Raw genomic sequence first — 339 nt, 5'->3', positions numbered from 1 at the left:
ATTTTTACTTCACGTTTTCTCACTGCTTATTCCATTTCCCAAGTATATGGCCGATTAATACTCCCGCTATTTATGAGAGAATGGTCCATACACAAATTTCCCCCCTGCAGATAAAACAACGGAATTTACCTCGTACCACAAAAAACGATATTCATCAATATCAGAAATCTACTTGCATTTCTTTCCTTTGATGTAAAATTTTAAATCTTGCCAAGAATTTTTAATTCTCGCAAAGCAGCTGCATCACGAGCAGAAACATCTGGATAAGTGGGATCACTCCCAACATCTTGTGTATAACGCCATGATCGCGCACACTTTTTCCCCAACGCCTTCTCTGGA

This window comes from Bartonella sp. AP58NXGY (genome assembly GCF_042195785.1).
GTDB lineage: Bacteria > Pseudomonadota > Alphaproteobacteria > Rhizobiales > Rhizobiaceae > Bartonella.
The sequence above is the reverse complement of the archived record's forward strand: the minus strand, read 5'-3'. Positions refer to the sequence as shown.